18 protein-coding genes and 2 pseudogenes are annotated in these 22557 nt (G+C 65.0%); 13 read left to right on the top strand and 7 right to left on the bottom strand.

All coding sequences use genetic code 11. The annotated features are described in order from the left end of the window. Positions 1-64: 64 nt before the first annotated feature. Positions 65-409 carry a type II toxin-antitoxin system RelE/ParE family toxin gene (locus OKW28_RS38180; RefSeq protein ID WP_429453118.1) on the top strand — a complete coding sequence of 115 codons (345 nt, stop codon included), beginning with the start codon at positions 65-67 and terminating at the stop codon, positions 407-409. Further along, positions 406-738 carry a helix-turn-helix domain-containing protein gene (locus tag OKW28_RS38185; protein WP_429453120.1) on the top strand — a complete coding sequence of 111 codons (333 nt, stop codon included), beginning with the start codon at positions 406-408 and terminating at the stop codon, positions 736-738. Before OKW28_RS38180 ends, OKW28_RS38185 begins: the two co-directional genes overlap by 4 nt. Before the next feature lie 54 nt (positions 739-792). On the opposite strand, the gene OKW28_RS38190 is transcribed toward OKW28_RS38185, so the two are convergent. Next, entirely contained in the window at positions 793-1347 is a 555-nt protein-coding gene (locus tag OKW28_RS38190; RefSeq protein WP_429453122.1) for a cob(I)yrinic acid a,c-diamide adenosyltransferase, read from the bottom strand. Positions 1348-1618: 271 nt separating this feature from the next. On the opposite strand from OKW28_RS38190, the gene OKW28_RS38195 reads away from it, so the two are divergent. From OKW28_RS38195 to proC, 6 genes are all read left to right on the top strand, one after another. Beyond that, complete coding sequence (locus OKW28_RS38195; protein WP_429453124.1) at positions 1619-3037, top strand: FAD-linked oxidase C-terminal domain-containing protein; 1419 nt, start codon at positions 1619-1621, stop codon at positions 3035-3037. A gap of 153 nt (positions 3038-3190) precedes the next feature. Then, positions 3191-4684, top strand: a complete 1494-nt coding sequence (locus OKW28_RS38200; RefSeq protein WP_429453126.1) for an FAD-linked oxidase C-terminal domain-containing protein — start codon at positions 3191-3193, stop codon at positions 4682-4684. A gap of 182 nt (positions 4685-4866) precedes the next feature. Beyond that, the gene (gene glcE / locus OKW28_RS38205; RefSeq protein WP_429453128.1) at positions 4867-5955 is read left to right on the top strand and encodes a glycolate oxidase subunit GlcE; all 1089 of its coding nucleotides are present in this window, start codon (positions 4867-4869) and stop codon (positions 5953-5955) included. A gap of 8 nt (positions 5956-5963) precedes the next feature. Next, positions 5964-7190, top strand: coding sequence for a glycolate oxidase subunit GlcF (gene glcF, locus OKW28_RS38210; protein WP_429453130.1), 1227 nt, complete (start codon positions 5964-5966; stop codon positions 7188-7190). A gap of 36 nt (positions 7191-7226) precedes the next feature. Beyond that, positions 7227-7925 (top strand): YggS family pyridoxal phosphate-dependent enzyme, encoded by a 699-nt coding sequence (locus OKW28_RS38215; protein WP_429453132.1) that lies wholly within the window; start codon positions 7227-7229, stop codon positions 7923-7925. Between the two features lie 76 nt (positions 7926-8001). Further along, on the top strand, positions 8002-8817 hold the full coding sequence (proC, locus tag OKW28_RS38220; protein WP_429453134.1) for a pyrroline-5-carboxylate reductase: 816 nt from the start codon (positions 8002-8004) through the stop codon (positions 8815-8817). Between the two features lie 131 nt (positions 8818-8948). Here the strand turns inward: proC and ubiA are convergent, their stop codons facing one another. The 6 genes and pseudogenes from ubiA to recG form a co-directional block, all read right to left on the bottom strand. Further along, on the bottom strand, positions 8949-9812 hold the full coding sequence (gene ubiA, locus OKW28_RS38225; protein ID WP_429453135.1) for a 4-hydroxybenzoate octaprenyltransferase: 864 nt from the start codon (positions 9810-9812) through the stop codon (positions 8949-8951). A 234-nt stretch (positions 9813-10046) separates the two neighbouring features. Beyond that, positions 10047-10544: a Dps family protein gene (locus OKW28_RS38230; RefSeq protein ID WP_429453137.1), complete on the bottom strand. Its 498-nt coding sequence runs from the start codon at positions 10542-10544 to the stop codon at positions 10047-10049. 153 nt (positions 10545-10697) lie between these two features. Then, positions 10698-10862 carry a hypothetical protein gene (locus tag OKW28_RS38235; RefSeq protein ID WP_429453139.1) on the bottom strand — a complete coding sequence of 55 codons (165 nt, stop codon included), beginning with the start codon at positions 10860-10862 and terminating at the stop codon, positions 10698-10700. Positions 10863-10958: 96 nt separating this feature from the next. Further along, on the bottom strand, positions 10959-12413 hold the full coding sequence (locus OKW28_RS38240) for a catalase (protein ID WP_429453141.1): 1455 nt from the start codon (positions 12411-12413) through the stop codon (positions 10959-10961). Positions 12414-12824: 411 nt separating this feature from the next. Further along, positions 12825-13785 (bottom strand): annotated as a pseudogene (locus OKW28_RS38245) (LysR substrate-binding domain-containing protein). Between the two features lie 102 nt (positions 13786-13887). Further along, positions 13888-16224, bottom strand: a complete 2337-nt coding sequence (gene recG, locus OKW28_RS38250; RefSeq protein ID WP_429453142.1) for an ATP-dependent DNA helicase RecG — start codon at positions 16222-16224, stop codon at positions 13888-13890. 189 nt (positions 16225-16413) lie between these two features. On the opposite strand from recG, the gene queA reads away from it, so the two are divergent. From queA to secF, 5 genes and pseudogenes are all read left to right on the top strand, one after another. After that, positions 16414-17472: a tRNA preQ1(34) S-adenosylmethionine ribosyltransferase-isomerase QueA gene (queA, locus tag OKW28_RS38255; protein ID WP_429453144.1), complete on the top strand. Its 1059-nt coding sequence runs from the start codon at positions 16414-16416 to the stop codon at positions 17470-17472. 114 nt (positions 17473-17586) lie between these two features. Next, positions 17587-18778: pseudogene (gene tgt / locus OKW28_RS38260) on the top strand (tRNA guanosine(34) transglycosylase Tgt). A gap of 194 nt (positions 18779-18972) precedes the next feature. Then, a complete protein-coding gene (gene yajC / locus OKW28_RS38265; RefSeq protein ID WP_018419452.1) occupies positions 18973-19302 on the top strand; it encodes a preprotein translocase subunit YajC in 330 nt (109 codons plus the stop codon). Positions 19303-19418: 116 nt separating this feature from the next. Then, positions 19419-21515, top strand: coding sequence for a protein translocase subunit SecD (gene secD / locus OKW28_RS38270; RefSeq protein WP_429453147.1), 2097 nt, complete (start codon positions 19419-19421; stop codon positions 21513-21515). A gap of 17 nt (positions 21516-21532) precedes the next feature. Beyond that, the gene (gene secF / locus OKW28_RS38275) at positions 21533-22483 is read left to right on the top strand and encodes a protein translocase subunit SecF (protein WP_429453149.1); all 951 of its coding nucleotides are present in this window, start codon (positions 21533-21535) and stop codon (positions 22481-22483) included. Positions 22484-22557 lie beyond the last annotated feature (74 nt).

Raw genomic sequence — 22557 nt, forward strand, 5'->3', positions numbered from 1 at the left:
CCTGGTCGCTTACACGCTTGACCAGGTTGGAGAATGCGTATAAGATTTTATACATGAGGTGGCGATGGAGCAGGAAAAGGAAATTCGCTGGTTAGGCTCCAGCTACCGTGATCTGCTCGCTTTTCCCAACGAAGCGCGTCGTCTCGCAGGGTTTCAGCTTCACAAGATTCAGTCAGGACTCGACCCCGACGACTGGAAACCGTTCGAGTCTATCGGCGCGGGAACGCGCGAAATTCGCATCAGAGACCAGGACGGCATTTTTCGCGTGATGTACGTGACCAAATACGCCGAAGCGCTGTACGTGCTGCATTGCTTTCAGAAGAAAACGCAGAGGCTCGGACCGTGCGACAGAAAAATTGCCGAAACGCGCTACCGCGCCATCACCCATTACAGGACCACCCAGCCATGACGATCGACACCAACATTCGTCACGTAACGCGAGCCGGCGCGAACGTGTTCCTCGAACTCGGTTTTTCCACCGAGGAAGCGAAGCGCCTTCACAATGCGTCGCAAAAGCAGATCAACGACACGCGGCTGCTCAAGGAACAGCTGATGACCGAACTGTCCACGTGGATCGAACAGCATCATCTGAAGCAGGCCGAGGCGGCCGAAATTCTGATGGTGTCGCGCCCGCGCGTGTCCGACGTCGTCAACAAGAAAACCACCAAGTTCACGATCGACACGCTCGTGGAAATGCTGAGCCGCATCGGCAAGCCGGTCACGCTCGCCGTCGGTTGAGCGTCGGCTCGTGCGAAGCACCGTGCGTGTCCATGCGCACATGTGCGTCGCCATTCACGGCGCGCCGCGATCGTGCTGCCACAGTACGTCGGTGCCGCCGTCCGCGCGATTGAGCACGCGCGCCAGCACGAACAGCAGATCCGACAGCCGGTTCACGTACTGACGTGGCGCCGCGTTCAGCGCCTCGTGTTCGCCAAGCGCGACGATCGCCCGCTCCGCGCGGCGGCAAACGGTACGGCACACATGCGAGAGCGCGGCCGCGCGCGAACCGCCCGGCAGAATGAATTCCTTCAGCGGCGGCAGCGTGGCGTTGTAGTCGGCGAGCCAGCCGTCGAGCTGCGCGAGATGCTGTTCGGTAATCATCGTGTGACCGGGAATGCACAGCTCGCCGCCCAGATCGAACAGGTCGTGCTGGATTGCGACCAGCGCCGCGCGTACGTTCTCGGGCAGGTTCTCGCACAACAGCACGCCGAGATTCGAATTGAGTTCGTCGACGTCGCCAATCGCGGCGATACGCGCGCTGTCCTTGCGCACGCGGCGGCCGTCGCCGAGACCGGTGGTGCCGTCGTCGCCGGTGCGAGTGGCGATCTTGCTGAGGCGATTGCCCATGACGTCTCCCATGCATTAGTGACGATGCTGTCAGCTGGTTTGTCCATATTGCACGCATCGCGAAATCGCCGCCATTATATGAGCGGAAGCCGACCCGGCGCTGCCTGGCGGGCGAACGGCGTAAAATGAAATACTTGCTGCAAACAGACCGTTATTTAAAGAAACTTTCATGGGACCGGAGCACGCGTTGAAGCGCCAACTCCGATCGAGCTAAAGCATGGGACCGGAGTAAGCGCTGTAGCGCTAACTCCGGTCGACACAGGAGACATGCGTGAACCATCCCGTGCCGCCGGCGCCGCTACGCCGGCCGTTTCCCGCCGAATTGCTGAACCAGCTCAAAGCCGCTTTCGGCGATCGGGTTTCCGTTGCCGAAGCCGTGCGTGCGCACCACGGTCGCGACGAATCGCCGTTCGATCCGCAACTGCCTGACGCCGTCGTGTTCGCGCGTACAACCGAAGACGTGCAAACCGCCGTCAAGCTGTGCGGCCAGTACGACGTGCCGATCATTCCGTACGGCAATGGCTCGTCGCTCGAAGGACATCTGCTTGCCGTGCAAGGCGGCGTGTCGATCGATCTGTCGGAAATGAACCGGGTGTTGTCGATCAACGCCGAAGACCTGACCGTCACCGTCGAGCCCGGCATCTCGCGCAAGCAACTGAACGAAGCGCTGCGCGACACCGGCCTGTTCTTCCCGATCGACCCCGGCGCGGACGCGAGCATCGGCGGGATGTCGGCAACCCGCGCGTCGGGTACCAACGCCGTGCGCTACGGCACGATGCGCGAGAACGTGCTCGGCCTGACGGTCGTGCTCGCCGATGGCCGCGTGATCAAGACCGGCTCGCGCGCACGCAAATCGTCGGCGGGGTACGACCTCACGCGCCTGTTCGTCGGCTCGGAAGGCACGCTCGGCGTGATAGCGGAAATCACGCTGCGCCTCTATCCGCAGCCGGAGGCGGTGTCGGCCGCGGTGTGCACGTTCCCGTCGATGGGCGATGCGGTGCGCGCGGTCATCGAGACGATTCAGATCGGCGTGCCGATCGCGCGTGTCGAGTTCGTCGATTCACTTGCGATCCGCTCGATCAATCGCCATTCGAATCTGACACTGCGCGAAGCGCCCACATTGTTCTTCGAATTTCACGGCACCGAGGCCGGCGTCAAGGAACAGGCCGAACTCGTGCAGGAAATCGCCGCACAGAATGCCGGTGAAGGCTTCGAATGGGCGACCCGCCCCGAAGACCGCAGCCGTCTGTGGAACGCGCGTCACAACGCCTATTTCGCGATGCTGCAACTGAAGCCCGGCTCGCGCGCGGTCACCACCGACGTCTGCGTGCCGATCTCGCGTCTCGCGGAGTGTGTGGTCGAAACGGAGCAGGATCTGTTGGCGTCGCCGCTGCCCTGCCCGATCGTCGGCCATGTCGGCGACGGAAACTTTCACGTCGCGATCCTGATCGACCCGGAAAAGCCCGAAGAGCTCGAGGAAGCCGAGCGCCTGAACCATCGCATCGTGCAGCGCGCGCTGCGGATGGACGGCACCTGCACCGGCGAGCATGGCATTGGCCTGCACAAGATGGGCTTTCTGCTCGAGGAGCACGGCGACGGCGCGGTCGACACGATGCGCTCCATCAAGCACGCGCTAGACCCTCGCAATCTGATGAACCCGGGCAAGATTTTCGCCTGGGCGGCGGCCTGATCGACACTGCGCATGCCGGCCGCGGCAAACCGCTGACACGCCCAGTGGCAACCGCGCCAGGCTGAACACGCAAGTGATGCGAAGCAGGCAGCACGAAACAGCCGGCTCGAACCAGGAAGCCGGACCGGCGCAAGCCACGAGGAGACAACTCACATGAACGCACCCGCTGAACTGTCGGCCGAAGTCCTCGCGAAGCGTCAGCGCGAAGTCGTGCAGGCGCTGATGGCCGTGTTGCCGACCCACTGTCTGCTGTATCGCGAAGAAGACACCGTCGCGTACGAATGCGACGGACTCGCCGCGTACCGGCGTTTGCCGCTCGCGGTCGTGTTGCCGGAAACCGAATCGCAGGTGCAGCGCATCGTGCAGATCTGCCATCGCCTCGAGGTGCCCATCGTGCCGCGCGGCGCGGGCACCGGGCTGTCCGGCGGCGCGATGCCGATTCGGCACGGCGTGGTGGTATCGCTCGCGCGCTTTCGCAAGATCGTCGAAGTCGACTCGTACGCGCGCATCGCGACCGTGCAGCCGGGCGTGCGCAATCTGGCGATCTCCGAAGCCGCGGCGCCGTATGGTCTTTACTATGCGCCGGATCCGTCGTCGCAGATTGCCTGCACGATCGGTGGCAACGTGTCAGAGAATTCGGGCGGCGTGCATTGTCTGAAGTACGGCCTCACCGTGCACAACGTGCTGCGCGTGCGCGCGGTCACGATGGAAGGCGAGATCGTCGAATTCGGCTCGCTCGCGCCTGACGCGCCGGGGCTCGATCTGCTCGCGGTGCTGATTGGCAGCGAAGGCATGTTCGCGATCGTCACCGAGGTCACCGTCAAGCTGATCCCGAAGCCGCAAACCGCGCAGGTCATCATGGCCAGCTTCGACGACGTCGTCAAAGGCGGCGACGCCGTTGCGGGCATCATCGCGGCGGGCATCATTCCGGCCGGCCTCGAGATGATGGACAAGCCCGCCACGCGCGCGGTCGAGGAGTTCGTCAACGCGGGCTACGACCTCGACGCGGCGGCGATCCTGCTGTGCGAATCGGACGGCACGCCCGAGGAAGTCGCGGCCGAGATCGTGCGCATGACCGCGGTGCTGCGCGAGCACGGCGCGACCCGTATCCAGATTTCACGCACGGAAGCCGAGCGCCTGCGCTTCTGGTCCGGGCGCAAGAACGCGTTTCCGGCCGCCGGCCGCATTTCGCCGGACTACTACTGCATGGACGGTACCGTGCCGCGCCGCAGTATCGGGCCGCTGCTCGCGCGCATCGAGGAGATGGAGAAGACCTACCAGTTGCGCTGCATCAACGTATTCCATGCCGGCGACGGCAACATGCACCCGCTGATCCTGTTCAACGGCAACGACCAGGACGAGTGGCATCGCGCCGAGTTGTTCGGTTGCGACATCCTCGAAGCTTGCGTCGAGCTGGGCGGCACGGTGACGGGCGAGCATGGCGTCGGCATCGAGAAGATCAATTCGATGTGCGTGCAGTTCTCGCCCGAAGAGCGCGACACGTTCCACGCGGTCAAGCGAGCATTCGACGCGCCCGGCCTGTTGAATCCCGACAAGGGCATCCCGACGCGGGCGCGCTGTGCCGAATACGGCAAGATGCACGTGCGCGGCGGCCTGCTGCCTCATCCCGAGCTGCCGCGCTTCTAGCGGCTGGCGTTTGTAGCGCGCATCCACCGTTCGCCGCGCCCGCGCTGATGCTGGCGCGGCCTGCGCGGCGCTTTGCGCCCTCCCCTCCAGACCGATGCCGCGCCCCGTCATGCGGGTGCGCTCCGGCTTGCCAGCGAGCCGCCGCCCGGTACAATCAAACGAAACACAACGAGCAGGACACCATGGAAGAGGACGACATCGTCGCCGTATGGTCCGAACGCGTGCGGTCGGCCAGCGCCGAGGGACGCGCGGTGCGCATCCGCGGCGGCGGCACCAAAGACTGGTATGGCCAGACGCTGGAAGGTGAGATCCTCGACACGCGCGCTTATCGCGGCATCATCGCGTACGATCCGGCCGAACTCGTGATTACCGCGCGCGCGGGAACACCGCTGCTGGAAATCGAAGCCGCGCTCGCCGAGCACGACCAGATGCTGCCGTTCGAGCCGCCGCACTTCGGGTCGCAGGCCACCTTCGGCGGCTGCATCGCCGCTGGCATTTCGGGGCCGCGCAGGCCGGCCGTCGGCGCCGCGCGCGACTTCGTGCTCGGCGCCGTCGTGATGAACGGCCAGGGGCAGGTGCTGCACTTCGGCGGCCAGGTCGTCAAGAACGTCGCGGGTTACGACGTGTCGCGGCTGCTCGCGGGCTCGCTCGGCACGCTCGGGCTGATCCTCGAGCTGTCGGTCAAAGTGCTGCCGCGGCCGCAGGTCGAAGCCACGCTGAAGTTCGACATGAACGGCACCGACGCGGTACGCAAGCTCAACGAATGGGGCGGCCGGCCCCTGCCGATCACCGCGAGCGCATGGCGCAACGGCACGCTCGCGGTGCGCCTGGGCGGCGCGGAAGCCGCGGTCAAGGCAGCGCGCACCGGGCTCGGCGGCGAAGTCGTCGATGCGGTCGAAGCTGAACGCTTCTGGGCCGGCCTGCGCGAACAGACCGATTCGTTTTTCGCGGGCATTCCACCGAAGGCCGCGCTGTGGCGTCTCGCGCTACCGTCGATCACCGAGCCGCTGCAGTTGCCCGGCGCGCAACTGATGGAATGGGGCGGCGGCCAGCGCTGGTGGATCACCGACACCGACGCGCAAACCGTGCGCATCAGCGCGAAACAGGCCGGCGGCCACGCGACCATCTTCCGCAGCGGCCAAGGCTACGACCGCAGCGCCGGCGTATTCACACCGCTGCCCGCGCCGCTGATGAAAATCCATCGCGGCCTCAAACATGCATTCGACCCGGCCCGCATCTTCAACCCCGGCCGTCTCTACTCCGACTTCTGAGCGACGCGATGCAAACCAACCTCGCGGACTTCATTCGTAATACGCCCGATGGCAACGAAGCGGACGCCATCCTGCGCAAATGCGTGCATTGCGGTTTTTGCACCGCCACCTGCCCAACCTACCAACTGCTTGGCGACGAACTCGACGGCCCGCGCGGGCGCATCTATCTGATCAAGCAGATGGTCGAAGGCGCGCCGGTCACGCGCAGTACGCAGGTTCACCTCGACCGCTGCCTGACCTGCCGCAATTGCGAGTCGACCTGCCCGTCGGGCGTGCAATATGGGCGGCTCGTCGAAATCGGCCGCAAGCTCACCGAAGAGAAAGTCACGCGTCCGCTCAATCAGCGGCTGATGCGGCGCCTGCTCGCGAGCGTGCTGCCGAACAGCGCGTTCTTCACGCCGGCGATGCGACTGGGTCAGCACGTGCGTGGCCTGCTGCCGAAGAAGCTGCGCGACAAGGTGCCCGCGCGCCAACGCCCGCTCGAATGGCCGAGCGCAAAACACGAACGCAAGGTGCTGATGCTGGCGGGCTGCGTGCAACCGTCGATGATGCCGAACGTCAACATCGCGACCGCGCGCGTGTTCGATGCGCTCGGCATCGAAACGCTGATCGCGCCCGACGCCGGCTGCTGCGGCGCGATCCGCCTGCACCTCGGCTACCACGACGAAGCGCTCGACGACCTGCGCGCGAACATCGACGCATGGTGGCCCTACGTCGAACAGGGCGTTGAAGCGATCGTGATGAACGCGTCGGGCTGCGGCGCGACGGTCAAGGAATACGCGCATCTGCTGCGCCTCGATCCGAACTATGCCGAGAAGGCGCGCCGCATCGTCGAATTGACGCGCGACGTCTCGGAGATCCTGCCCGAGTTCGAAGAAAAGCTCGTCGCCATCACGCGCCGCCGCTCGGTACACACGGTCGCATTTCATCCACCCTGCACGCTGCAGCATGGCCAGCAGATCCGCGGCAAGGTCGAGCAACTGCTCAGCGCGCTCGGCGTCGAAGTGCGCCTGCCCGCCGACAGCCATCTGTGCTGCGGCTCGGCCGGCACCTACTCGCTGCTGCAGCCGCGCCTGTCGTACGCGCTGCGCGACCAGAAGCTCGAGCGTTTGCAGGCGCAGGAGCCGCAGGTGATCGTGTCGGCGAACGTCGGTTGCATCGCGCATCTGCAAAGCGGTACGTCGACGCCGGTCGCGCACTGGATAGAATTGGTCGAGCACATGCTGTCCGTATAATCGGGGCATCGTCTTCGCTGAACACCGGTTCGTTCCATGTCCTATCTGCCTCACAATCTCGCCGACGTGCACGAGCGCATCGCCAGGGCCGCGCAAGCGGCCCACCGCGACGCGCAGTCCGTGACGCTGCTCGCGGTCTCCAAGACGTTTCCCGCCGATGCCGTGCGCGCCGCTCATGCGGCCGGTCAACGCGCATTCGGCGAGAACTACGTGCAGGAAGCGCTCGACAAGATCCAGGCACTTGCCGATCTGCGTGCGTCGCTCGAATGGCATTTCATCGGGCCGCTGCAATCGAACAAGACGCGGCCCGTCGCCGAGCATTTCGACTGGGTACATTCGGTCGATCGGCTGAAGATCGCGCAGCGGCTGTCGGAGCAGCGCCCGGACAACCTGCCGCCGCTCAACGTGTGCCTGCAGGTCAACGTCAGCGGTGAAGCGTCGAAGAGTGGCGTCGCCATCGCCGAGGCGGCCGCTATCGCGCAGCAGATCGCCGCGCTGCCGAAGCTGAAGCTGCGCGGACTGATGTCGATTCCCGAACCGGGCGGCGATCTCGCAGAACAACGCGCGCCGCATCGCCAATTGCGCGAGCTGTTCGAGCGCTTGCGTAACGACGGGCTCGCGCTCGATACGCTGTCGATGGGCATGTCGGCCGATCTCGAAGCAGCCGTGCTCGAAGGCGCGACGATCGTGCGCGTCGGCACCGCGATCTTCGGCGCCCGCGATTATTCGCGCTGAGCATTTCCACGGGCCTTGCGCGAACGTGGCTGCGCGAAGACCTCACCGCATCTCATCTGAACCTACCCGGACCATCATGAAAATTGCGTTTATAGGCGGCGGCAACATGGCCGCGGCGTTGATCGGCGGCCTCATCAAGCGGGGCGTCGCGCCCGCGGACCTGTACGCGGTCGATCCGAACGAAGACGCGCGCCAGCGCAACGAGCAGCAATTCGGCATCCGCACCGGCGCGGCCGCCGACGCCACGCTCGCCGACTACGACGCGGTCGTGCTCGCGGTGAAACCGCAGATCCTGAAGAGCGTCGCCGGGACGCTGGCGCCGCATCTGCGCGCGTCGCAACTCGTCGTCAGCATCGTCGCGGGCATTCGCATCGGCGACATGTCGCGCTGGCTCGCTGGCCACAACCGCGTCGTGCGCGTGATGCCGAATACGCCGGCGCTGATCGGCATGGGCGTCACGGGTCTCGTCGCCAGCGGCAGCGTCGACGAAGCGGGCCGCGCGCTCGCGTCACAGGTGCTCGGCGCGGTCGGCGAAACCGTCTGGTTCGACGACGAAGCGAAGATCGACGCGGTCACCGCGATCTCGGGCAGCGGGCCGGCCTACGTGTTCTATTTCATCGAAGCGCTGCAGGAAGCCGCGCGCCAACTCGGTATGGACGAAGCGCAGGGCCGCGCGCTGGCGGTCGCGACCTTCACGGGCGCCGCGCAACTCGCGGCCAATTCCGACGAGCCGCCGAGCGTGCTGCGCGAGCGCGTGACATCTAAAGGCGGCACGACCGCGGCAGCGCTCGCCTCGTTCGAAGCGAGCGGCATCAAGGACGCGATCGTGCGCGGCGCACTGGCCGCCGACGCGCGGGCGCGCGAGATGGGCGACGAATTCGGCAAGCAGTAACGCGAACCGGCGTCGAAAAGAAACAACGGAAACAGACACGCCGTAGCGCGACTGTCCTTCTTCTCATCAGGGCAGGCGCCTACGGCGTGTAGAAATGCAGCGGTCTGAAGCCCGAAAAGCGCTGACGCGAATTAAAACGAAGCCACCACGTAATGCGCGGCGATCCCCGCGAACAACGCGCCGCCGAGCCAGTTGTTGTGACGGAACGCGGCAAAGCACGCCATGCGCTCGCGATGGCGGATCAGCGTGTAGTGATAGATCGCGCAACCCACCGCGACCGCCCAGCCGAGCCAGTACAGCGGACCAAACCCGAGCGTCACGCCGATGCCGACGTAAATCGCGAGCGTCACCGCATAGCACAGCATGACCGCGGCCACGTCGAAACGGCCGAATGTGAGCGCCGACGTCCGGATGCCGATCTTGATGTCGTCGTCGCGATCGACCATCGCGTATTCGGTGTCGTACGCAACGGCCCAGAAGATATTCGCGACCAGCATCACCCACGCGAGCAGCGGCACGTGATCCTGCACCGCGGCGAACGCCATCGGAATACCGAAGCCGAACGCGATGCCCAGATACGCCTGCGGAATCGCGAAGAAGCGCTTCATGAACGGATACGTGCCGGCGACGAACAGCGCGACCACCGACAACTCCTTGGTCAATGCATTGAGCGGCTGAATCAGCAGAAACGCGATCAGCGACAGCACGGTTGCCAACACGACCGCTTCCCACGCATTGATCTTGCCGGACGTGATCGGCCGGTTCTCGGTGCGCTTCACGTGACGGTCGAAATCGCGGTCCGCGTAGTCGTTGATCGCGCAGCCGGCCGAGCGCATCAGCACCGTGCCGAGCGTGAAGATCACCAGCAATTGCCACGACGGATGACCGCCGGACGCGATCCACAGTGCGTTGAGCGTCGGCCACAGCAGCAGCAGGCTGCCGATCGGCTTGTCCATGCGCACGAGGCGCAGATACAGGGGAAATCGGGCGAACATGGGACGAATTCGGTGAAGTGCGAACACGGTGCGCCTATTTTACGGGAAGCGCACGGCGGCCCAGGATTCGCGCGGCCGCGTATTGAAGTGCCACGCGCTCGAATCTGCGCGTCACGCGGCAGCGGCGCAAAAAACAAAGCCTCCCGTGCAGAGAGGCTTGTGCGTTTTTTAGCACGGCGCGGGCGATGCCGGCGCCGGCATCGGACTCGACTCGACCGGCTCAGCTGCGCCAAATCAGGCGAGCAGCGAGCGCAGCATCCATGCGGTCTTTTCGTGTGTCTGCATGCGTTGCGTGAGCAGGTCGGCGGTCGGCTCGTCGTTGGCGGCTTCCGTCGACGGGAAAATCGCGCGCGCGGTGCGCACCACCGCTTCCTGACCTTCGACCAGCTGACGGATCATGTCTTCCGCGGGCGGCACGCCGTCCGCTTCGGGGATCGACGACAGCTTCGCGAAATCCTTGTAGCTGCCCGGCGCATGCACGCCCAATGCACGGATGCGTTCGGCGATCGAGTCGACCGCGAGCGCGAGTTCGCTGTACTGCGTTTCGAACATCAGGTGCAGCGTATTGAACATCGGACCCGTGACGTTCCAGTGGAAGTTGTGGGTCTTCAGGTACAGCGTGTAGGTGTCGGCGAGCAGACGCGACAGCCCTTCGGCGATCTTCTTGCGATCCTTGTCGCTGATCCCGATGTTGACGTGCTGTACTGCTGCGGCGGCTTCTTTCTTGGCCATGATGACTCCTTTGAAGAGTGATACGAACCGGTCGGCAGATGACGGTCAGCGAAAACACGAATAAAACGTTCGACAGTGTAGCGTGAATGCCGCAAGGTTCGCGCTACACGTGCCCGCGAGCCTTGCTGCGCAGCCATTCTGGCGGTACTGCGCTCAGCCTCCCAGCGCGCGTTGCAACGCCTGCGCGGCGATTACCGCAAAGCCGCTCGCGACGATCGCAAAGCCCACCGCCTTGCGAAACATCAACGCCTGCCATTGCGCCTGCATGCTCGGCGCGGCGGCCGGACCGCCGATGCTTGCCATTATCATCCGAATCATGATCGTACTCCGGGTTCGTCTCGTGACGGACCGCAGCAATGCGCCGCGCCGTCGATTACTTTGCCACTGCTTTACCATCCGCCGCGTATATGACGCCTAGCGGTTCCCGCCTTCCCGCAACGCGGCGAGCGCCGCGATCACACCTTCCGCGTAAGCCGGATCGGCGCGGCGGAAATGCTCGATCTGACGCGCGACGATCTCCTGCGGCACGCCGTCGATATGTCGCGCGATATTGCCGAACAGACGCTGACGCTGCGCGTCGTCGAACAGCGCGAACAACATGCGCGGCTGCGTGTAGTAGTCGTCGTCCTCGCGATGCTCGTAACGCGCGACCGCGCCCGCCGCGAGCGGCGGCTCGGACGCGTTCTCGTCCTGCACGAAGTCGCCGAAGCGATTCGGCTCGTAATTCACGTTGCCGCCGCGATTGCCGTCGGTGCGCATCGCGCCATCGCGATGAAACGAATGCGGGTTCGGCACGCGCGGCGCATTCACCGGAATCTGGTGATGATTGATGCCGAGCCGGTAACGCTGCGTATCGCCGTACGAGAACAGCCGCCCCTGCAACAGACGGTCCGGCGAAAATCCGATGCCCGGCACCACGTTCGCCGGCGTGAACGCCGCCTGCTCGACGTCCGCGAAATAGTTCGCCGCGTTGCGATTCAGTTCGAGCGTGCCGACGTCGATCAACGGATAGTCCTTCTGCGACCACACCTTCGTGATGTCGAACGGATTGAAGCGGTAGTTCGCCGCATCCGCTTCCGGCATCACCTGAATTGCGAAGCGCCACTTCGGAAAGTTGCCCGCGTCGATGCTGTTCACCAGATCGCGCTGCGCGCTTTCGCGGTCATTGGCGACTACCTGCGCGGCATCGGCGTCGGTGAAGTTCTCGATGCCTTGCAGCGACTTGAAATGGAACTTGACCCAGAAACGCTCGTTGCTCGCGTTGATGAACGAGTACGTGTGCGAGCCGAAGCCGTGCATCTGCCGGTAGTTCTTCGGAATGCCGCGATCGCTCATCAGAATCGTCACCTGATGCAGCGACTCCGGATGACTCGACCAGAAGTCCCACGCGGCGACGTTGCTGCGCAGATTCGTGTACGGATCACGCTTCTGCGTATGAATGAAGTCCGGAAACTTGAGCGGATCGCGAATGAAGAACACCGGCGTGTTGTTGCCGACCACGTCCCAGTTGCCTTCCTCGGTGTAGAACTTGATCGAGAAGCCGCGCACGTCGCGCTCGGCGTCGGCCGCGCCACGCTCGCCGGCCACCGTCGAAAAGCGCATGAAGAGCGGCGTTTCCTGGCCGACCTGCGCGAATACCTTCGCCTTCGTGTAGCGCGAAATGTCGTGCGTCACCGTCAGCGTTCCGAACGCGCCCGAACCCTTCGCGTGAACGCGCCGCTCGGGAATCACTTCGCGATCGAAGTGCGCGAGCTTTTCGAGCAGCCAGACGTCCTGCAGCACCACGGGGCCACGCGGACCGGCGGTCATCGAGTTCTGGTTATCGGCGACGGGCGCGCCGGCGGCATTGGTGAGCTTACGTTCGGACATGGGCACTCCTGCATGGTTTCTATCGAATCGGGGGAAAAGCGTGCGGCATCCGTGCGCGACGGACGCCGTCACGGGTAGGCACGTCAGGCGGCCAGCACCCGGTCGGCCAGCAACGACACGGCGACCGTACGGATACTCGGCGCGGCGGCCGTCGTGGCCGGTTGCGCGGGAAAAGCGTGGATGGGCTGTGAAAGCGCTTGCATGGTGTTTTCCTCCTGGCTTGTCTCGCGCCCCGACTCGGAGTCTGGGCGCTGAGCCTTATCGAATAAGGGGATCGGGCGATCCGTGGAGGAAACTATAGCAACATCTATCGAATATTCGTATTTGATTAATTTCATCTATTCGATAGGGCTTGCGCCCTTTTTGCGGTAGGCCGCACCGGTGTCCGGCGCGGCTGCGGATGATGGCGAGTCAGTTGACGGCGGCGGGCAGATCGAGCTTTTTGACGCCCGGCAGGTCGCACGCGGCGATTGCTTCGCAGATCGCGTCGATCGCGGGCATGCGCGTGAAGCTCTTGCGCCATGCCAGCACGACGCGGCGATCGGGCACCGGCTCGTCGAATGCGACATAGCTGAGCAGGCCCGCGTCGATACCGCCCGCATGTGGCTTGACCTCGTGCACCGACATGCGCGGGCAGCACGGTAATGCCCACGCCGCTTGCGACCATATGACGAATCGTTTCGAGCGACGAGCCCTCGAAGGTCTTCTGGATGCCGTCGGCGTTCTGCGAAAAGCGCATCAGCTCGGGACACACGCCGAGCACGTGATCGCGGAAGCAGTGGCCGCTGCCGAGCAGCAGCATGGTTTCCTGCTTCAGGTCGTCGGGGTCGATCTTCGGGCGGCTTTCCCATGCGTGGCCGGACGGCAGCGCGACGACGAACGGCTCGTCGTACAGCGGACGCAGCATCAGCCCGGTTTCGGGAAACGGCAGCGCCATGATCGCCACGTCGATTTCGCCCTGCTTGAGCAGCTCGATCAGCTTCAGCGTGAAGTTTTCCTGCAGCATCAGCGGCATTTGCGGCACGCGCTGGATCATCTGCTTGACGAGCGTCGGCAGCAGGTACGGTCCGATCGTGTAGATCACGCCGAGGCGCAGCGGACCGAGCAGCGGGTCCTTGCCCTGCTTGGCGATTTCCTTGATCGCGAGCGTCTGCTCGAGCACGCGTTGCGCCTGCGTAACGATCTGTTCGCCGATCGGCGTCACGCTGACCTCGCTGGTTCCGCGCTCGAAAATCTGCACGTTCAGCTCGTCTTCGAGCTTCTTGATGGCGACGGACAGCGTGGGCTGGCTGACGAAACACGCTTCGGCGGCCCGGCCGAAGTGCCGCTCGCGGGCCACCGCCACGATGTATTTCAATTCGGTGAGCGTCATTCGGGGATCAATCAGTCCGATGGATTCGATAGGTTCTAGTTATACACCTATAGGGTCGGTTCGCCAACTTTTTAGCCGTTGTGCTTGCGGCGGGGACGGCGGTCAGGCTTTCAGATACTGCTCGCGCGCGCCGAGCCAGCGCGCCAGATGCTGAATGACCACGTCCGGATATTGGTCGAGCAGCGTCGCGGCGGCTTCGCGTGCCGGCTCGATCAGGTGCTGATCGTTCTGCAGGTCGGCGAAACGCAGCATCGCGGCGCCTGACTGCCGCGCGCCGAGGAACTCGCCAGGTCCGCGGATTTCGAGGTCGCGGCGGGCGATCTCGAAGCCGTCTGTGGTTTCGCGCATCGTTTGCAGGCGCGCGCGCGCGGTCATCGACAGCGGTCCGGTGTAGAGCAGCACGCAGACCGACGCGGCGCTGCCGCGCCCCACGCGTCCGCGCAACTGATGCAGCTGCGCGAGACCGAAGCGCTCCGCATGCTCGATCACCATCAACGATGCGTTCGGCACGTCGACGCCGACTTCGATCACCGTGGTCGCAACCAGCAGCTGGATCTCGTTGCGCGAGAACGCGTCCATCACCGTGGTCTTTTCGGCGGGCGCGAGGCGCCCGTGCACCAGCCCGACCTTCAGCTCGGGCAGCGCGGCCACCAGCGTCTCGTAGGTCTCGACCGCGGTTTGCAACTGCAGGGTCTCGCTTTCCTCGATCAGCGGACACACCCAGTACACCTGGCGCCCCGTCAACGCCGCCTCGCGCACGCGGCCGATCACCTCTTCGCGGCGCGCATCGGACACGAGCTTCGTGAGGATCGGGGTGCGGCCGGGCGGCAGTTCGTCGATCGTGGAGACGTCGAGGTCCGCGTAGTAGGTCATGGCGAGTGTGCGCGGAATCGGCGTCGCGGACATCATGAGTTGATGCGGCTGGAAGTCGGCCGCGCCGTCGGCGGCGCCCTGCGCCTTCGCGCGCAACGCGAGCCGTTGCGCGACGCCGAAGCGATGCTGCTCGTCGACGATCACGAGTCCGAGGCGCGCGAACTCGACTGCGTCCTGAATGATCGCGTGCGTGCCGATCACGAGCTGCGCGGTGCCGAGCGCGGCCGCTTCGATCGCGGCGCGCTTCTCCTTCGTCTTCAGACTGCCCGCGAGCCACGCGACATTCACGCCGAGCGGCTCGAGCCAGCCGCGCAATTTGCGCGCGTGCTGCTCGGCGAGAATTTCGGTCGGCGCCATCAGCGCGGCCTGGTAGCCGGCGTCGATCGCCTGCGCGGCGGCGAGCGCCGCGACGATCGTCTTGCCGCTGCCGACGTCGCCCTGCAACAGCCGCTGCATCGGATGCGGCTGCGTCAGATCGAGTGCAATCTCGCCGCCGACGCGCTGCTGCGCGGCCGTCAGCGAAAATGGCAGCGCCTTCAGCAGCCGCGCGACCAGCGCCGATTCGTCGCCGAGCTTGCGGCGCGGCATGGCCGGCGCGGCGCGCGTGCGCCGCTCGTCGTGCGCGCGCTTCAGCGACATCTGCTGCGCGAGCAGCTCCTCGAACTTGATGCGCACCCAGGCCGGATGCGTGCCGTCGATCAGCGCCGTTTCGTCCGACTGCGGGTCCGGATGATGCAGCGTGCGCACCGCGTCCATCAGCGCCGGCACCCCGAGCGGTTCGAGAAACGCGCGCGCGACCGGCGCGGGCAGCAGCTCCGGCAGCGACGTGCGCGCGAGCGCGTTGTCGATCGCCTTGCGCAGATACGCCTGCGATACGCCCGCCGTGCTCGGATAGACCGGCGTCAGCGCCTGCGGCAGCGGCGTGTCTTCATCGACGACGCGCACGCTCGGATGCACCATCTCCATGCCGAAGAAGCCGCCCCGCACGTCGCCGCGCACGCGCAGGCGCGCGCCGGGCGCCATCTGCTTGACCTGCGAGCCGTAGAAATTCAGAAAGCGCAGCATGAGCTCGTCGCCGTCGGCGTCGCGCAGCTTCACGAGCAGCTGCCGGCGCGGGCGATAGGCGATCTCATTGTCGAACACCACGCCTTCGGTTTGCGCGATGCCGCCGGGCAGCAAGTGACCGATCGGTGTCAGGGAGGTTTCGTCTTCGTAGCGCATCGGCAGATGCAGCACGAGGTCGATGTCGCGCGTGAGGCCGAGTTTGGCGAGCTTGTCGGCGGTTTTGACCGGGGCTTTGGCGGCGGCTTTTGCCACGCCTTTGGTTTTGGCGGCGGGTTTGTCGTCGCTCGCGTGGTCGGCGGCGAATTGATCCGGCGGGTCGCCCGCGTTGCCGCCGGGCTTGTCGCCGTCGCGCCCGGCATCGTGGCCAGCGGACATCATGCCACCTTGCGCGCCATCTTCCGCCGCATCCAGCTCCCCCGCCTCCGCCCGCGCACCGCGGCGCCGCGGTTCGGCGCCCGCTTCGAGGGTGGCAACGGACGATCGGCGGTCGGACAAAGGCATAGGCTGCTTCGCAAGTACAATATCGGGTGCTGTCGAAAAGAGGTCGTGCCGCCCTTCGCGCGTCCAGCGTAGGCAGGATGCGGCACAAAGCGCGCGGGCCGCTTCGGCGTCCCGCCATCATAGCCGCCCGGCTCCGGCTTCGGCTCAATTCAGTCCCAAATCAGTCCCAACCCGCTTCCAGTCGTTCGCATGTTTACGCTTTCCGATTTCGATTTCGATCTGCCGCCCGATCTGATCGCGCAAGCCGCGCTGCCCGAGCGCAGCGCAAGCCGTCTGCTCGACGTGGACGCCGCAGGCGCCGCCGACGGCGCCGCGCGCCTGATCGACCGCCGCTTCACCGAACTGCCCGAGTGCCTCGCGCCGGGCGATCTGCTCGTCTTCAACGATACCAAAGTGCTGAAGGCGCGCTTCTTCGGCCAGAAGTCAAGCGGTGGCAAGATCGAAGTGCTGGTCGAGCGCCTGACTGGCGAGCGCAGCGCGCTCGCGCAGATCCGGGCGAGCAAGAGCCCGCAGGCGGGCACGACGATCCGTCTCGCGGATGCGTTCGACGTCACCGTCGGCGAGCGCGTCGATCAGTTCTACACGCTGCATTTCCCCGACGACTGCCTGACGCTGATCGAGCAGTACGGCCGTCTGCCGCTGCCGCCGTACATCGAGCACGACCCCGACGCGACCGACGAAACCCGCTATCAGACCGTATTCGCGCAGAACCCGGGCGCGGTCGCCGCGCCGACCGCCGGCCTGCACTTCGACGACACGCTGCTCGCCCGCCTCGACGCCCTCGGCATCGACCGCGCGACGCTGACGCTGCACGTCGGCGCGGGCACGTTTCAGCCGGTGCGCGTCGAAAACATCGCCGAGCACAAGATGCACAGCGAGTGGTATCACCTGCCGCAAGCGCTCGCGGACAAGATCGCCGCGACCAAAGCGCGCGGCAACCGCGTGATCGCGGTCGGCACGACGTCGATGCGCGCGCTCGAAGCCGCCGCGCGCGACGCCGAAGCCGCCGGCCATCCGCTCGGCGCGGCGAGCGCGGAAACCGACATCTTCATCACGCCGGGCTACCGGTTCCGCGTGGTCGACCGGCTGGTCACGAACTTCCATTTGCCAAAATCTACGCTGCTGATGCTGGTGTCGGCGTTCGCGGGCGTCGAGACGATTCGCGCCGCGTACCGTCATGCGATCGACGAGCGCTATCGTTTTTTCAGCTACGGTGACGCGATGCTGCTCACGCGGCGCGATGCATGAGCCGGTTCGAGCACTGCTTCAGCGTATTGGCAGTCTTCCTAGCCGCCGCGATCCCTCGTGGCGGTTTTCATTGATTGCGCCGGACTGTTTTCCGGTAGCCCAGGAGTGATCCCCATGACCCTTGGTCATCTCTCGCAACATCCTGCCCATGAGCGCCCGGAGAACGGCCTCAAATTCGAACTGCTCGGCACCGACGGCCTCGCGCGCCGCGGCCGCGTCACGCTCAATCACGGCGTGGTGGAGACGCCGATCTTCATGCCGGTCGGCACCTACGGCACCGTGAAGGCGGTCCAGCCGCGCGAGCTCGACGAAATGCACGCGCAGATCATCCTCGGCAATACGTTTCACCTGTGGCTGCGACCCGGCCTCGAAACCATCGAGGCGCACGGCGGCCTGCACGGCTTCATGGGCTGGAAGAAGCCGATCCTGACCGACTCGGGCGGCTTCCAGGTGTTCTCGCTCGGCGATCTGCGCAAGATCACCGAGGACGGCGTCACGTTCGCGTCGCCGATCAACGGCGACCGGCTGTTCCTGTCGCCGGAAGTGTCGATGCAGATCCAGAAGGTGTTGAACTCGGACATCGTGATGCAATTCGACGAATGCACGCCATACGCGACCAACAACATCCCGACCTCGCACAAGGAAGCCGCCGGATCGATGCGCATGTCGATGCGCTGGGCGCAACGCTCGATCGACGAATTCGAGCGCCTCGGCAATCCGAATGCACTGTTCGGCATCGTGCAGGGCGGCATGTTCGAGGATCTGCGCGACGAGTCGCTCGCCGGCCTCGCGGAGAAGACCTTCCACGGCCTCGCGATCGGCGGTCTGTCGGTCGGCGAGCCGAAGGAAGACATGATGCGGATCCTGAACCACATCGGCCCGAAGCTGCCGGCCGACAAGCCGCACTACCTGATGGGCGTCGGCACGCCGGAAGACCTGGTGGCCGGCGTCGCGGCCGGCGTCGACATGTTCGACTGCGTGATGCCCACGCGCAACGCGCGCAACGGCTGGCTCTTCACGCGTTTCGGCGACATCAAGATCCGCAACGCGACGCACAGGAACTCGCTGCGCCCGGCTCGACGAGCAATGCGGCTGCTACACCTGCCGCAACTTCACGCGCGGCTATCTGCACCACCTGCATCGCGTCGGCGAAATTCTCGGCGCGCAGCTGAACACGATCCACAACCTGCATTACTACCTGGAACTGATGCAGGAAATGCGCGATGCGATCGAGGCGAAACTGTTCGACACATTCCGCAAGCGTTTCCACGAAGACCGCGCGCGCGGCGTCGAACCGTCGTCCTGACGGCCCGCCACATGGATTGCGCATACCGCACGCGGACAACTTACAATTTACTTTCGCCGGCCGCTGAATTTGCCCCGATTCGGACCTTTAAACGGTTGATCGCAAAGCGATTCGCCGCGCCGGCGCGCGTGTGGCCGGTGGTAGAATAATCGGCTGATTTTTTTGATCGTTTGACTGATAACGGAGAGACCAACGTGTCGTTCATTTCCAATGCCTTCGCGCAAGGCGCAGCAGCAGGTGGTATCGAATCGAACCTGATGAGCTTCCTGCCGCTGATCCTGATGTTCGGCGTGCTGTACTTCATCATGATTCGCCCGCAAATGAAGCGTCAGAAGGAACATCGCAACATGCTCGCAGCGATGGCCAGGGGCGATGAAGTCGTGACGAACGGTGGCATCGTCGGCAAGGTGACGAAGGTGGGCGAAGCCTACGTCGGCATCGAAATCTCGGAAGGCACGGAAATCACCGTGCAAAAGGCGTCGGTCACGACAATTCTCCCGAAGGGCACGATCAAGTCGCTGTAAGGCCTGCACTCCCCGCGTCCGGTGCGGCCTCGCCGGCGGTTCCGTCACTTCGCTGAACGGCCCGCGCTCATCGCCGGACGCATCGCATCCAAGCCAACCTTCCCGTTGGACCACTCATGAATCGCTACCCCCTCTGGAAATACGCCGTGATGCTGGTGGCTCTGGTCATCGGCCTCGTGTACACGCTGCCCAATCTGTACGGCGAAGCGCCGGCGGTGCAGGTGTCGAGCGGCAAGGCCACGGTCAGACTCGACGCCACCACGCTGGCGTCGATCGAAGCCGCGCTCGCGGGCAATCAGATCAAGCCGACCGCGGTCACGTTCGACAACTCGCAGAACAACGCGAACATCCGCGTGCGCCTGACGGACACGGACACGCAGTTGCGCGTGAAAGACCTGCTGCAGAAGTCGCTCAATAGCGACCCGAACGATCCGCAGTACATCGTCGCACTGAACCTGCAAAGCGCGTCGCCGACCTGGATGACCGCGTTGCGCGCACTGCCGATGTACCTCGGTCTCGACCTGCGCGGCGGCGTGCACTTCCTGCTGCAGGTCGACATGGCCGGCGCGCTAAACAAGAAGCTCGATTCGGACGCCTCGGACGTGCGCACGCTGCTGCGCGACAACAACGTCCGCGACGGCGGCGTGAATCGCGTGAACCAGTCGGTGGTCGTGAATCTGGCCGACCAGGCCACGGCGGACGCAGCGCTCAAGCTGCTCGGCCGCAGCGTCAGCGAACTGCAGTGGGTGTCGCAGCCGAACACCGGCGCGGACGGCGGCGTGCAGCTCGTCGGCACCTTTACGCCGGCCGTGCAGCGCGCGGTGCAGGACGCCGCGCTCAAGCAGAACATCACGACGCTGCATAACCGCGTGAACGAACTCGGCGTGGCCGAGCCGGTGATCCAGCAACAGGGCGCGGACCGCATCGTGGTCGAGCTGCCGGGCGTGCAGGACACCGCGAAGGCGAAGGACATCATCGGCCGCACGGCGACGCTCGAAGCGCGCCTCGCCGACCCGGTCAACACGCATCCGAACCCGAACGACCCGGTGCCGCCGGGCGATGAACTCTTCACGCAAGGCAACCAGGCGCCGGTGCTGCTGCGCAAGCAGGTGATCTTCACCGGCGACCGCATCATCGACGCATCGGCGGGCTTCGACGAGCATCAGCGTCCGTCGGTCAACATCCGTCTCGATTCGGCCGGCGGCCGCGCGGTGCGCGCAGTGTCGCGCGACAACATCGGCAAGCCGATGGCGATGGTGCTGTTCGAACGCGGCAAGGGCGAAGTGCTGACGGTCGCGACCATTCAGTCGGAACTGGGCGACCGCTTCCAGATCACCGGCCAGCCGACCCCGCAAGCGGCCGCCGACCTCGCGCTGCTGCTGCGCGCCGGTTCGCTCGCCGCGCCGATGGAAATCATCGAGGAACGCACGATCGGCCCGAGCCTCGGCGCCGACAACATCAAGAAGGGCTTCCACTCGGTCGTGTGGGGCTTCGCGGCGATCGCCGTGTTCATGATCGCGTACTACATGCTGTTCGGCGTGATCTCGATGATCGGCCTGTCCGTGAACCTGTTGCTGCTGGTCGCGGTGCTGTCGATGCTGCAGGCCACGCTCACGCTGCCGGGTATCGCCGCTATCGCGCTCGCGCTCGGTATGGCGATCGACGCGAACGTGCTGATCAACGAGCGAGTGCGCGAGGAACTGCGCCACGGCGCGCCGCCGCAACTGGCCATCCAGAACGGCTACGCGCATGCATGGGCGACGATTCTCGACTCGAACGTGACCACGCTGATCGCCGGCCTCGCGCTGCTCGCGTTCGGCTCCGGTCCGGTGCGCGGCTTCGCGATCGTCCACTGTATCGGCATACTGACGTCGATGTTCTCGGCGGTGTTCTTCTCGCGCGGCCTGGTCAACTTCTGGTACGGCGGCAAGAAGAAGCTGAAGTCGCTGTCCATCGGCCAGGTGTGGCGTCCGCAAGCGGCGGCCGCCGGATCGGCTGCGTACGCCGGCGGCAACAGCCTCGGCAGCAGCGACGCCGCGACCGACACCGCGCAGGCCATCGCCACGGCGAAGGCGAGCGCGAAGGCAAGCTCGAAGGCACCGGCCGCGGCCGGCGCAAAGGGTCGCGCGAAGCCGACCGTGCGCCGCCGCAATGCGCCGGGCACGTCGACGTCGAATGACTCGACGCCGCAGAAACCGGGTTCATCCCGCTGAGTCCCGGAGAAAAGACCATGGAATTTTTCCGTTTCCGTAAAGACATTCCGTTCATGCAGCGCGCGTTGATCTTCAACGCGATCTCGCTGATCACCTTCCTCGCCGCCGTGTTCTTCCTCGTGCATCGCGGGCTGCATCTGTCGGTGGAATTCACCGGCGGTACCGTGATCGAGGTGCAGTATCCGGGCGCGGTGCCGCTCGACCCGGTGCGTAACACGCTCGGCAAGCTCGGCTATGCCGACGCGCAGGTGCAGAACTTCGGCTCCTCGCGCGACGTGCTGATCCGTCTGCCGCTGAAGTCGGGCTACACGTCCGCGCAGCAGAGCGAGCAGGTGATGGGCGCGCTGAAAGCCGACACGCCGGAAGTGCAGTTGCAGCGCGTCGAGTTCGTCGGTCCGCAGGTCGGCAAGGAACTCGCCACCGACGGTCTGCTCGCGCTCGCCTGCGTGGTGGCCGGCATCGTGATCTACCTGTCGTTCCGCTTCGAATGGAAGTACGCGGTCGCCGGCGTGATCGCCAACCTGCACGACGTCGTCATCATTCTCGGCTTCTTCGCGTTCTTCCAGTGGGAGTTCTCGCTGTCGGTGCTGGCCGCGGTGCTCGCGGTGCTCGGCTATTCGGTCAACGAGTCGGTCGTTATCTTCGACCGGATTCGCGAAACCTTCCGCCGCGAACGCAAGATGACCGTGATCGAAGTGATCAACCACGCAATCACCAGCACGATGTCGCGAACCATCATCACGCACGGTTGTACGCAGATGATGGTGCTGTCGATGTTCCTGTTCGGCGGCCCGACGCTGCACTACTTCGCGCTCGCGCTGACGGTCGGTATTCTGTTCGGTATCTACTCGTCGGTGTTCGTCGCCGCGGCTCTTGCCATGTGGTTCGGCGTCAAGCGCGAAGACCTGATCAAGGACAAGAAGGAACGCGTCGATCCGGACGATCCGAACGCGGGCGCCCAGGTTTGACGCGCGCGTAACCGCTGAGGATGCGCGGAATAAAAAAGGCCGGTTCTGTCGAACCGGCCTTTTGCATTTACGTA

It is taken from the genome of Paraburkholderia sp. 40 (assembly GCF_050434105.1).
Taxonomy (GTDB): Bacteria; Pseudomonadota; Gammaproteobacteria; order Burkholderiales; family Burkholderiaceae; genus Paraburkholderia; species Paraburkholderia tuberum.

What these genes read in the sequence shown, in the direction of transcription:
- OKW28_RS38180 (WP_429453118.1), top strand. Translation starts at nt 65, where the DNA reads ATGGAGCAGGAAAAGGAAATTCGCTGGTTAGGCTCCAGCTACCGTGAT.
- OKW28_RS38185 (WP_429453120.1), top strand. Translation starts at nt 406, where the DNA reads ATGACGATCGACACCAACATTCGTCACGTAACGCGAGCCGGCGCGAAC.
- OKW28_RS38190 (WP_429453122.1), bottom strand. Translation starts at nt 1,347, where the DNA reads ATGGGCAATCGCCTCAGCAAGATCGCCACTCGCACCGGCGACGACGGC.
- OKW28_RS38200 (WP_429453126.1), top strand. Translation starts at nt 3,191, where the DNA reads ATGAACGCACCCGCTGAACTGTCGGCCGAAGTCCTCGCGAAGCGTCAG.
- glcE (WP_429453128.1), top strand. Translation starts at nt 4,867, where the DNA reads ATGGAAGAGGACGACATCGTCGCCGTATGGTCCGAACGCGTGCGGTCG.
- glcF (WP_429453130.1), top strand. Translation starts at nt 5,964, where the DNA reads ATGCAAACCAACCTCGCGGACTTCATTCGTAATACGCCCGATGGCAAC.
- OKW28_RS38215 (WP_429453132.1), top strand. Translation starts at nt 7,227, where the DNA reads ATGTCCTATCTGCCTCACAATCTCGCCGACGTGCACGAGCGCATCGCC.
- proC (WP_429453134.1), top strand. Translation starts at nt 8,002, where the DNA reads ATGAAAATTGCGTTTATAGGCGGCGGCAACATGGCCGCGGCGTTGATC.
- ubiA (WP_429453135.1), bottom strand. Translation starts at nt 9,812, where the DNA reads ATGTTCGCCCGATTTCCCCTGTATCTGCGCCTCGTGCGCATGGACAAG.
- OKW28_RS38230 (WP_429453137.1), bottom strand. Translation starts at nt 10,544, where the DNA reads ATGGCCAAGAAAGAAGCCGCCGCAGCAGTACAGCACGTCAACATCGGG.
- OKW28_RS38235 (WP_429453139.1), bottom strand. Translation starts at nt 10,862, where the DNA reads ATGATTCGGATGATAATGGCAAGCATCGGCGGTCCGGCCGCCGCGCCG.
- OKW28_RS38240 (WP_429453141.1), bottom strand. Translation starts at nt 12,413, where the DNA reads ATGTCCGAACGTAAGCTCACCAATGCCGCCGGCGCGCCCGTCGCCGAT.
- recG (WP_429453142.1), bottom strand. Translation starts at nt 16,224, where the DNA reads ATGCCTTTGTCCGACCGCCGATCGTCCGTTGCCACCCTCGAAGCGGGC.
- queA (WP_429453144.1), top strand. Translation starts at nt 16,414, where the DNA reads ATGTTTACGCTTTCCGATTTCGATTTCGATCTGCCGCCCGATCTGATC.
- secD (WP_429453147.1), top strand. Translation starts at nt 19,419, where the DNA reads ATGAATCGCTACCCCCTCTGGAAATACGCCGTGATGCTGGTGGCTCTG.
- secF (WP_429453149.1), top strand. Translation starts at nt 21,533, where the DNA reads ATGGAATTTTTCCGTTTCCGTAAAGACATTCCGTTCATGCAGCGCGCG.